Raw genomic sequence first — 11,929 nt, 5'->3', positions numbered from 1 at the left:
ATCAGGTTGGTGCTGGTAAGGCGGGTGTTCACCTCTTCCATTTCGAACAGAGCCGTTAAGCCCCGTACTGCCGATGGTACTGCCGTCAAAGGCGGGAGAGTAGGAAGGTGCTACCTGTTGACACGAGAAGCGAAGAGAGAGCCGTTCATCGAGAGATGGACGGCTTTTCGCGTTTATAAAGCATCTCCATTGTCAGATGTAGTCTGTAGTGATATGTTGTATAGTTTGCTACGCTACAGTTAAGAAGGGATAAAGCGTTGATTTTTGTCATTTAAGCAAGTAAAGGTTGCTTAGCATCTGGTTTATGATGGTGTTATGCCTTTTCCTGACCAATAATCAACGTCACATATGCAACGAAAAAGCGTATTTGTACCAGTCTTATGTCTCCTATCATTACTTGTAATTAATAGCCTTAGCTGTGCGCAAACGTTACGCCCACCTGCTTATCCGCTCATAACTCACGATCCTTATTTTAGTGTTTGGAGTACAACCGATAAATTAACTGATTCGCCAACGAAACACTGGACTGGCAAAGCGCAATCGCTAGAAGGTATTGTCCGGGTTGATGGTAAATCATACCAGTTTCTGGGAGCTGCGCCACCGGCTTACCGGGCAATCTTACCAACGGGCGAGTCCCAGTCTTACAACGCACAATACACGTTTGATAAGCCGGGGAATTCTTGGGAAAAGACTGATTTCAATGCCAAAGGCTGGGCTTCCGGGCAAGGACCGTTTGGCGATACTCCTGAAGCTAAAACCCGTTGGGCTAGTAGTCAAACCAATAAGGAGGGTATTTACATCCGGCGTGAATTCAATTATGACGGAAAATCGGACCCTGCCAAACTCCTGCTGTCAATAAATCATGATGACGATGTAGAGGTCTATCTAAATGGGATTAAAATTCTTACCCGATCAGGATATCTCAGCGAATATATTAATCTCCCTTTGTCTCAAGAGGGCCAGAAAGCGCTGCGAACGGGAAAAAACGTCTTAGCTGTTCATTGCACAAGCCCCAGGGGTGGTTCTTTTATCGATGTTGGCATCGTTACGCCGGTTAGTTTCTCTGTGATGACACCCGCTACTCAGACCGCGGTTACCGTAACGGCTACCCAAACAGAGTATACGTTTATGGCTGGGTCCGTTAACCTGATGCTCACCTTTCTGTCTCCCCTGTTGTTGGATGAATTGGAAGTGGTAGCGCGGCCCGTCACGTATCTTACATTTACAGCGCGCTCCAGTGATGGAAAGCCACACAAAGTTCAGGTCTATGTCGGTGTTGCTGGAACTCTGGCAGCTAATACAGTAGATCAGCGTATGGTTGCAAATGCGGGCAATACGTCTGGACTGCACTGGCTGGCTATGGGTACAAAGCAACAGCCGGTACTGGAAAAAAAAGGGGACAATATCCGCATCGATTGGGGCTATGCGTATCTGGCCGTACCGCAACAGGCAGGCACGCAGCTGGTACCTGGCTCAATAAATGAGTTGAAAAACAACTTTGTAAGTAAAGGAATAGTAGCCGCTGGTAAAGAGGCAAGCGGCCCGGCAAGCGACTTTGGACTTGCAGCTAGTATCTCTATTGGGTCTGTTGGTACGTCTCCTGTACAGAAACACCTTATGTTGGCTTATGATGACCTATACTCAGTACAGTATTTTGGTAAAAATCTGCGGGCCTGGTGGCGTCGCGACGAGAAAATGACAATGCCGGTTCTGCTACAGACTGCCGAAAAAGACTACAGCCGCCTACAGCAGAAAAGCCGTGTTTTTGACGACAAATTATATGCTGATGCGCAAAAAGCAGGGGGGAAGCAATATGCTGACTTATGTGCCCTGGCTTATCGGCAGGCCATTTCAGCTCATAAAGTTGTGGCGGGACCAAAGGGTGAAGTGTTATTTTTTTCCAAAGAGAATTTTTCAAATGGCTCGATTGGTACCGTAGACATCACCTACCCTTCGGCTCCGCTTTTTCTGCTCTATAACCCAACTTTGCTAAAAGGTATGATGGAGCCAATTTTCCAGTACTCTGAAAGTGGGAAATGGACCAAGCCCTTCGCTGCACATGACGTTGGAACTTATCCGTTAGCGAATGGGCAAACCTATGGCGAAGACATGCCAGTCGAAGAATGTGGTAATATGCTTTTGCTGGCGGGCGCCATCACAGGTGTCGAGGGTAACGCCGATTACGCGAAGCAGCATTGGAAAACCCTGACAACATGGGTCGAGTATTTGAAAAAAGAAGGTTTCGATCCAACCAATCAACTCTGTACCGATGACTTCGCGGGTCACATCGCCCGCAACGCCAATCTGTCGGTGAAAGCTATTCTGGGGATTGCGGCATATGGGCAGATGGCGGCTAAACTGGGTGACAAAGCAACCGCAGAGACGTATTTTAAAACAGCCCGTGATATGGCAGTCAACTGGCAACGATTGGCTGCCGATCATACTGAAGGACGCAAGGCTCATTTTGATCTGACCTTTGAAAACGCGGCTGATACCTGGAGCCAGAAGTACAATCTGGTTTGGGACAAATTATTGGGTCTGAATGTCTTTCCGAAAACCTTGGCACAGCAGGAAATTGCCTACTATCTAACCAAACAGGAGCCTTATGGCCTGCCGCTGGACAGCCGAAAAACGTATACAAAGTCGGACTGGATTATGTGGACGGCCACTTTGGCTGATTCAAACACCGATTTCCAGGCATTCATTAAGCCCGTTTGGCGGTTCGCCAACGAGACTCCCAGCCGTGTACCATTGACCGATTGGCACGAAACGACGAATGCAAAGCAGGTCGGTTTTCAGGCACGCTCGGTTGTAGGCGGTTATTTTATCAAAATGCTGGATGGGGGGCTTACACCAAAGAAATAGATACAGAGACATAACGACAATCGACACGCCAATGATAATGCATCAACGAATAGTGGCTCTGACTGGGCTAGTGCTGCTTGCTATAAACTCGTTGTCTTTTGCGCAGACAAGAGTTCAATCACTCACCGTGGGTACCGCTCCGATAATGAGCCGTTGGGAAAAGCAAGTCACGGCAGAAAATGCCTGGCGCGAATATCCCCGTCCGCAAATGGTGCGCAAACAGTGGCAGAACCTGAATGGTATGTGGGATTATGCCATTACTGCCCGAACAGCTCCGGCACCAACCACTTTTAGTGGCCAGATTCTGGTACCATTTGCGTTGGAATCGACTGTTTCGAAAGTAACAAAGTCATTAATGCCCGATCAGCGGCTTTGGTATCGGCGGTCGGTAAGCATACCCGGCAACTGGGCTGGTCAGCGGGTTCTGCTTCATTTTGGCGCTGTTGATTATGAATGCAGTCTGTGGATCAACGGTGGCCTGGTTGGATCGCATACGGGCGGTTCTGATGCGTTTAGCTTCGATATAACCGACTATCTCAACGCTGGCCAGAATCAGTTTCTCTTGGGTGTAACAGACCCTACATCGATGGGTGAACAGCCACGGGGCAAGCAACTCATGAATCCAAATAGTATCTGGTATACACCGGTTTCGGGTATATGGCAAACGGTCTGGATGGAGCCGGTGCCGAAACAACACTATATTGAGGAGGTTCGGCTAACGCCTGAAGTAGATTCCGGCCGGATACGGGTTGATGTTTTACTCAACCAGCCGGCCGATAACGCGACGACGGCCATCCGCCTGACAGCTATGGAGGGTAACCGATCAATAGCGTCAACCCTCGTTCGATCGGGTAAAACAGCTTATCTGCCAGTACAAAATCCCAGGCTCTGGTCGCCCGATAGTCCCTTCCTCTACGATCTCAAAGCCGAGCTGGTAACGGTCACGGATCCATTTGGCGATACGCCCCGTAACAAACGTCCGCGTCAGGATGAGGCAATCCGGGTAACCTACGCCAGGGCCGTTGTAACGGGTAATCCAATTGATGAAGTGACAGGCTATTTTGCCATGCGTAAGATAGCTGTTGGACCGGGTCCAATAGCCAATCAGCCAGTACTCCTGCTTAATAATACGTTTGTTTTTCAGAACGGACCGCTGGATCAGGGATGGTGGCCTGGTAGCTTGCTAACCCCGCCGTCTGAAGCAGCGATGACGTTCGAGATTGACTTCCTGAAAAGATCGGGCTTTAATATGTTGCGTAAGCACATCAAGGTTGAGCCGGATCGGTACTATTATCTTTGCGATAAACTGGGTATGCTCGTCTGGCAGGATATGCCTTCCGGCTTTCTGGAAGGGCAGAACGAAGAGCCCGGCGATCAGTCGGAACCGTTACGCCGGTCGAAAGGAAAAGAGCAGTTCGAGTTGGAACTTCGCCGAATGATGAATCAGTTGCACAGCCATCCCAGCATTGTCACGTGGGTAGTGCATAACGAAGGGTGGGGTCAGTATGATAATGAACGACTGTCGGCCTGGGTAAAAGGGCTGGATCCGAGCCGGGTTGTTAACGCAGCCAGTGGTTGGAACGACCGGGGCGCGGGCGATTTTTACGATATCCATACCTACGAAGTGGAACCCCGGGCTCCGGAGCCAAAAACTAACCGAGTGGTCGTGATCGGAGAGTTTGGCGGGATAGGCTGGCCCATTCAGGGGCATCTCTGGAATCCAGGCATGCGCAACTGGGGCTATCAAACCTATCAATCAGCTGACGCGGTCCTGAAAGCTTATCAGAAGAAATACGCTAAAATTGTCGAGTATTATCGGAAAGGAGCGCTCTCAGCAGCTGTTTATACCCAAACAACAGACGTAGAAGGGGAAGTAAACGGCCTGCTCACCTACGACCGGGAGGTTATTAAAATACCGGTTGAAACACTACAAAAGATCCACGCACCCTTGTTCAAAAAGTAACTGGTCAATTTGCCGGTAAGCGTTGACGCTATCATGTCTATCCCGCGGCTGGTTTCGCTGGTCGGGTCAGTTTCTGTTTTCTAATCTGTTTAGGTCCATAATACAGGTAGTAACCGGTTATGGAAAACAACAGGAGCGAAACGCCCATACTTGTTGTATACAGCAATTTAACCGGTTCGTCCCCGATTTCTAGTAGCGAGTCGAGGTACGAACCATCATGCAAATGTTCGATGAAATCGGATCGACGGCGCTCAATATGCAGTACCTGACCCGTACTACAATCAAGTTGAACGCCCCAGTAGTGATCGGCAAACACAAATTTTACCATACCCTTTTGCGGGCGAATGTCGATTCGGTCCAGTTTAGTCGATAACTCGCTCGAAACGGAGTCGCGCAGGGTTCTAAACGCGATCTGTTGTAATGAATCGACAGGCAGCCACGTTTTCGGATCGACCGACACGCCTGTATACGATTTGGCCAGCAATAGTCCACCCGAATGCTTTTTCCAACCCAGTAGCAGTCCTGTACCTGCCATAAGTATAAAGAAAATGAATAGTGCTCCGCCCAGAACACCGTGGACTTTTCGGTAGAAACGAAGTCTCCGTGAGCGGTCTTTCCCATCTTTCGTGGCCATACGAATAAGCAGTGCGTGTTTGAGCGTATCGACAAAGATACGCCGAGACACAGCAGCTACAGTCGCTGGCCGGAGTGTAGAAAAAAGACCAACTGTTTATTGGAGAAACAAATAAGTATCGGACCGCTTTATTTGCTCCAGGTAAAAAAGAATGTAGCTCCCTGGCCCAGTTCCGACTCGATGCGGATTTTGCCACCCTGTTCTTCAACCAGCATTTTAAGGATATTCAGTCCGACGCCAGTGCTGCTTTCGGCAATGGTAGGGGCTGCACTGGCCGTTTGGAATAGATTGAAAATCGACTGCTGATCCGATTTGGAAACGCCGGGCCCATTGTCGCGAACATAAAACTCAACGGAGTTGCCGGCATCTACCGCCCCCACTTCGATCAGGCCAACAGGTTTGTCGTTATACTTGACTGCGTTGCTGATCAGGTTCTGGAACACCTGCTGGAGTTTCAGCTTACGGGTTCTCAGTATTGGCATCGGTTCCTGAATGGTAAGCCGGATATGCCGGGGCAGGAACAGTAAGTGCGCCATCTGGTTCAGTAATTCCAATACGTTAACATCTTCTATTGTCTGCTCAGCCATGCTTTTACGCGAGTAGTCCAACAGATCGTTAATCATATCGGACATATGGTAAGCGGCCGATTTGGCATAACCCGCATACTCATTAGCCTCTGCACTGGTATCATTATCCTCATTATTCATCTCCAAGATGGATAAGGCTGCAATCAAGCCCGTGAGGGGTGATTTGAGATCATGAGCCACAACGTATACAAATTTTTCTAGCTGCTTGTTGATCGTTTCCAGTTGGTTGGCCGTTCGTTTCAGATCGCGCTGGTGAGAGAAAAGCCGTTCGAATACATTGACTTTAGCGCGCGTAACACTAATGTCAAGTGGTTTTTGCAGGTAATCGACAGCGCCTTCCTCGAATCCCTTCCTCACGTATTGCTCTTCCTTACTGAGCGCCGTAACAAATATGATAGAAATATCATTTGTCCGAGGATTCGACTTCAATATCTTGGCTACTTCAAACCCGTCCATACCAGGCATCTGTACATCGAGCATGATAAGGCCAATTCGGTCATTTTTCAAAACATGCCGCAGTGCTTCGTTACCCGATGTGGCTTTGATAAATACCCGACCTTCTTTTTCAAGCATTTCTTCCAGTGAAATGAGGTTCTCTGGCCGGTCGTCGACCAATAGAATCGTAAATTCATTGTATGAGTCAAGAATAGGCATAGGCTGAGTCAAAATGTCTGTAGGTGAGTGGTTATTGAAAACAGGGTGGTATGCGCTGCTTACGATCGTGGTAGCCAGCGGGTAAAGACGATTCGAAAACTATGTTTTCCTGCGAAACAGTTTGGCTGAGCCTATCGGGTCAAACTGCGGTCGGATATCGGTCATCAGCAGCGATTCTTTCAGGCCAAGAGCGAGGTATCCCAATGGGGCCAGGCTGTCGTAAAACAGGCGAAAGACCCGGTTTTGCAGGTCATGGTTGAAATAAATGAGGACATTGCGGCAGCAGACCAGATGAAATTCATTAAAGACCTGGTCGGTAACCAGGTTATGCTGTAGGAATACGATATTTTTCCGTAGTTCACTCCGAATGATCGCATGGTTATACCGGGCGGTATAATAGGATGAGAAGTCGTTTGTGCCGCCCGACATCCGGTAATTCACGGTGTACTCTTTCATCGCTTTCAGCGAGATGATGCCCTGACGTGCCTTCTCCAGGTTTGTCGGGTTTATGTCGGTAGCGTAGATGCGGGTTCGATTCAGTAAGCCAGCTTCCCATAACAGAATGGCCATAGAGTATACTTCTTCGCCCGTAGCGCAGCCTGCATGCCATATTTTGATAACCGGATAGGAAGCCAGCGTTGGAATTATACGGGTTCGCATATCGGAGTAAAACCCTGGGTCGCGAAACATTTCGGTAACGTTTACCGTCACCGATTCCAGAAACCAGTCGAAAAATGGTTTCTCGTTCAGAAGTTTACTGATCAGAGCTGGACCGGTATGGATATCGGATTTTTCCATACAGCGCAGCACTTGCCGTTGGAACGACGCCCGCGCGTAATTGCTAAAGTCATAGCCGTAGTGATGCCTTAATAAAGCCAGTAGCTCATCTAATTCGCTGGTAGTGATTGCTTTTTGGAGAATCATAATACCGCTAATGAGTTAGCCAGACACGCATGAGTGAAACCAGTTGCCCATTGTCGACCGGCTTGGTAATATAGTCGGAAGCGCCCGCTTCAATGCATTTTTCGCGGTCGCCGGCCATCGCTTTCGCGGTCAGTGCAATCACAGGCAGATCCAGATAGCGCTGGTTTTTACGAATGTGCCGGGTGGCTTCGTAGCCGTCCATGTTCGGCATCATCACATCCATCAGAACCAGATCAATATCGGTATGTTGCTGCAGGAGGTCCAGTGCTTCCTGCCCGTCACCGGCTGTTACAACGGTCATCTGCTGAGATTCAAGGAGGGTGCTCAGCGCGAATACATTACGCATGTCGTCGTCGACCAGTAACACTTTTCGACCCGTCAGCGTCGTATCAATCGAATTCGTGTCGCTATACGGCTGCGGTTGCGGCTGCGGCCGTTGTTTGACAGACTGTACTTTGTAAAAAAACAATTCCAGCTCATCCATTAGCCGGTTTTTAGCCAGAAATGAGTCGCGAATGAGGATTTGCGAAATTTTATTGAGCTGGCGCTCATGATCGGCCGTCAGGTCTTTGTCGAGGTAGATGATAATAGGTATCTGACGTGGTGACACGGCGGCCTGAATAGCCTGCAAATCCTGAATACCTTGCTCTACGTTATCACCAATGTCGGCAATGATGCAATTATAGACCTGCTGGCTCAATAGCTTGCTGGCCGAGTCGGCCGAGTCGGCATAGTCACAAAGCAGGTCGAACTGCCGTTCATTGAGCAACGGATCGATCGACCCCCGGGTCAAATGGCTACCCGATAGCAGCAGTACTTTTTTGCCGCCCTCGTTCAACTGTTTGCTGATAATGCCCAATATGCCCTCCAGATCTTTTTGCTGAATGGGCTTGGTGGCGTAGGCCAGTACGTTGTCGGGTAGCGACGGCGACTCGTCCATTGCCGAAATAATATGAACGGGAATGTGTTTCAGCGCGTCGTCACTCTGCAGCATTTTCAGCAAGTCCCATCCATTCACTATCGGCAGGCCAATATCAAGAATGATAGCCGACGGTTTATATTGCCGGGCACATTGCAGCCCCTCGTCGCCCTGTAAGGCAACAATCGTTTTATAGTTCTTTTCCCGGGCAAAATCCCGGACAATACTCGCAAAATTGGGGTCATCTTCAACAATGAGTATGACCATATCACCCGGTTCAATAGCATGGCGATCATCTGCTACCGGCTGAGGTTTCGGGACGTCTACTGATGCTGGTGGCGCCACTACAGGCTGGAGGTGGCTACTGCTGGTAGAAGCCGGCAGGAGGGTAATCTCCTCCGACATGTCGACGGGCAGGTAAATGGTAAATGTACTGCCTTTGCCGGGCTCACTTTGCAGGCCCAGCTCTCCGCCCAGTTTCCGAATCAGTTCTTTACTAATCGATAATCCCAGGCCAGTGCCACCAAATTTACGACTGGTCGATCCGTCGGCTTGCTGAAACGCTTCGAAAATAAGCTGTTGTTTTTCGGGGGCAATGCCAATGCCGGTATCGGTAACAGCAATGGCAATGGTTGGCTGAGTCGTCGCCGACTGCTTGCCGGGCCGTTCTTCAAGATGGAATGACAAGGTGACAGAGCCGCCTTTAGGTGTGAACTTAAAGGCATTGGAGAGCAGGTTCTTAATAACCTGCCCTATCCGCTGCCGGTCCGTCTGGAAGGACGCGGGTACTCCGTCGCCAACGACGGTGACCAGCTGCACGCCTTTTTCTTCGGCTACTACCGTGAATAACTGACCTATATCCCGGGCAACACTACTAACAGGAACGGGCTCGATGAACAAATCGATTTTACCCGCTTCAATTTTCGACAGGTCCAGAATGTCGTTGATGAGGTCCAGCAGATCGGTCCCGGACCTGTGGATGATGTTGGCGTACTCGGTCTGTTTGTCGGTTAGATTGCTGCTTTTGTTGTCGGCCAGTAGTCGCGCCAAGATCAGCACACTGTTGAGCGGTGTGCGGAGTTCGTGTGACATATTGGCCAGGAATTCAGATTTGTATTTGCTGTTGGTTTCCAGCTCTTTTGCTTTGACCAGTATATCCTGCCTGGCAACTTCAATAGTTCGATTTCGTTCTTTCAACTCAGCATTGATCTCCCGAAGTTCTTCTTCCTGAACTTTCAGTTCTTCTTCCGACGCCTGTAATATTTCGGCTTGCCGCAGCAGTTCTTCATTTGACTGCTGAAGCTCTTCCTGCTGATTGCTCAATTCTTCTTTTTGCTCCTGCACCGTTTGTAACAAGTGCATAACTTTGGCATGGCCGTCGGCTGCATTGATGGCTACAGCGATGTTGTTTGCGATGGCTTTGAGCAGGCGAAGTGCCTGCTCGTCGAGGGGCTTGAAGGAAGACAGTTCCAAAACGCCCTTTAACTGCTGATTGTACCAGAGAGGCATGCATACAATCTGGCCGGGTGTGGCTTGCCCGCTACCCGCCTGAATAACCCAGTAGTGGGCTGGTACGTGGTTGGTAATGGTCATTGATCGGCCCAGTGCGGCCTGGCCAATCAGGCTTTCTCCCAGTTGATAGGACCGTTTGACCTGATCGGGCAGTGCTATCGAGGCATTCATCTGAAGTTCCTGCTTGTCTTCATTGAAGCAGTAAAAAGCGCTGGCAGGGATGTTCAGATAATTAGACAGGGTTTGCAGAATTGATTGAGTCAACGATGACGCGTCGGTTATGTCCTGCAACCGATCATTGACCGCCGATATGCCCGTTAGCAACCAGTTTTTCTCGGTTCCTGCCAGATTGAGTTGCTCCAGTTCCCTGAAATTTTCCTGAAGTAATTCTTCTGCTTTTCGATTGCCCCGGAACTCCCTAACTGTCAGGTAAATAAGCCAGCTTACAATGAGCAGCGTCAGTAAAGTACCCAGCAACAATTCGTAGGTAGACTGCTCAATGGCCTGGGTATCTGCTTTCTGGCGTTTGGCCAACAGTGTCTCCTCAACCTTCATGAGTTGAGTTAACTGAGTGTGTATAAAGTCGGTATACTCTTTTTCCTGCGTCGTTACATTCGTAATATCGGTCTGGCTATTGCGATTGATCGTCATTCCCTGCTTGTCCAGCGATCGCCAGAAGTTCAGTAGGGTTGCGGTGTTGGATTCGATACTGTAAGCCCGTTTTAGTTGGGGCGGATTGTCGGAAACCAGGATTTTTAACTCATCAATCGTTGGTCCAACGACCCTGGATGCTGTCTGAAAAGGCTGTAGAAAACGCCGGTTACCGGTACTCCGGAACCCCCTCCGCCCGGATTCCATGTCACCCAATAGCCTGTGTATTGTTTCGGCTCTATTTAAAACCTGATACGTGTGCCTAACCATGCCACCTGCCAGGGATTGCCGTTGAAACGTTTTGAACGACAGGATTCCAATTATAATGACCAGCAGAATTGCTGTTATGAAACCAACGTATAAGCGGGTTATCGGAGAAAAATTCATTAGCAGGAAACGTGGGACATGCGTGTCGGGGAAAGAGGGTATGACCAGGGCCCTTTGTCGAGTAAGGTGAGCAGCAAGGCCATTCCTTATGGGGCCAGGTTACCCATTTTCACACTGGAAAAGACGGGTTCTTTATCTTTAGAAAAAGCTACGGTGGTTAAAACTTGATGTAAATATATTAATTTATTATCTAATGAGTAAACAATAAGTATATTATGACTTTTTGGTACAGCAATAGTATTTGCAGCGCTGGTTCACTTGATAGTATAAATGATAAAACTCCTTGCCTGATTACTAATAAAATAAATCAATTCCTTTTCTTAAAGCCTCGTTATCAAGCCTGTAAGCGGATCAGGTGATGCTTTAGATTACTTCTGGCTCTGGTCCAGCCTATAGCGTGTGAGCAGGCTCAAAGGCCATTACTTAAGTATTTTTTCACGACGTTGATCAGATCATTCGGCATGAATGGCTTGGTTATATACTCACTGGCACCTAACTCGAACGCTTGTTGTATGATCGATTCCTGCCCTGAGGCCGAGAGTATGATAACAGGAATAGAAGAATTTACAGTTGTTTTTACATAGTTCAGAACTTCCAGGCCATTGTGATAAGGCATCATCAGGTCAGTAATGACCAGATCGGGAGACGTTGTACGTAAACAATCCAGGGCCTCTTTACCATCGGTAGCCGCTAGTAGCGTATAACCTGCTTTCTGTAGACAATACATCATCATCTTCATAACAAACGCTTCATCTTCAGCAATCAGAATTGTTTGAGAGGTGGTAGCTGGTTTGACATTCATGCTACAGTAAGTAGTATAAAACTGGCTAATA

General features: G+C 48.7%; 7 protein-coding genes and 1 rRNA gene. 3 read left to right on the top strand and 5 right to left on the bottom strand.

Features of this window, described 5'->3' with window-relative positions; translation table 11 throughout:
• The first annotated feature begins 5 nt into the window (after window positions 1-5).
• The 3 genes from rrf to FH603_RS08740 all read left to right on the top strand — a co-directional run bounded on the left by rrf (window position 6) and on the right by FH603_RS08740 (window position 4,828).
• A 5S ribosomal RNA gene (rrf, locus tag FH603_RS08750) occupies window positions 6-116 on the top strand.
• A gap of 232 nt (window positions 117-348) precedes the next feature.
• Window positions 349-2,865, top strand: coding sequence for a glutaminase family protein (locus tag FH603_RS08745; RefSeq protein ID WP_186737084.1), 2,517 nt, complete (start codon window positions 349-351; stop codon window positions 2,863-2,865).
• Window positions 2,866-3,010: 145 nt separating this feature from the next.
• Window positions 3,011-4,828 (top strand): glycoside hydrolase family 2 protein, encoded by a 1,818-nt coding sequence (locus FH603_RS08740; protein ID WP_186737083.1) that lies wholly within the window; start codon window positions 3,011-3,013, stop codon window positions 4,826-4,828.
• 37 nt (window positions 4,829-4,865) lie between these two features.
• Here the strand turns inward: FH603_RS08740 and FH603_RS08735 are convergent, their stop codons facing one another.
• The 5 genes from FH603_RS08735 to FH603_RS08715 form a co-directional block, all read right to left on the bottom strand.
• Window positions 4,866-5,513, bottom strand: a complete 648-nt coding sequence (locus FH603_RS08735; protein WP_317171304.1) for a PepSY domain-containing protein — start codon at window positions 5,511-5,513, stop codon at window positions 4,866-4,868.
• 77 nt (window positions 5,514-5,590) lie between these two features.
• On the bottom strand, window positions 5,591-6,703 hold the full coding sequence (locus FH603_RS08730; RefSeq protein WP_186737082.1) for a sensor histidine kinase: 1,113 nt from the start codon (window positions 6,701-6,703) through the stop codon (window positions 5,591-5,593).
• Between the two features lie 99 nt (window positions 6,704-6,802).
• Window positions 6,803-7,627, bottom strand: a complete 825-nt coding sequence (locus FH603_RS08725) for a CheR family methyltransferase (protein ID WP_186737081.1) — start codon at window positions 7,625-7,627, stop codon at window positions 6,803-6,805.
• Window positions 7,628-7,634: 7 nt separating this feature from the next.
• The gene (locus FH603_RS08720) at window positions 7,635-11,096 is read right to left on the bottom strand and encodes a response regulator (protein WP_186737080.1); all 3,462 of its coding nucleotides are present in this window, start codon (window positions 11,094-11,096) and stop codon (window positions 7,635-7,637) included.
• Window positions 11,097-11,505: 409 nt separating this feature from the next.
• Window positions 11,506-11,898 (bottom strand): response regulator, encoded by a 393-nt coding sequence (locus tag FH603_RS08715; RefSeq protein WP_186737079.1) that lies wholly within the window; start codon window positions 11,896-11,898, stop codon window positions 11,506-11,508.
• Window positions 11,899-11,929: the final 31 nt, after the last annotated feature.

The sequence above is a fragment of the Spirosoma utsteinense genome, from assembly GCF_014282275.1.
GTDB classification, from domain to species: Bacteria; Bacteroidota; Bacteroidia; order Cytophagales; family Spirosomataceae; genus Spirosoma; species Spirosoma utsteinense.
Note: the sequence above shows the minus strand (reverse complement) of the source record. Positions and strands in the feature narration are given on the sequence as shown.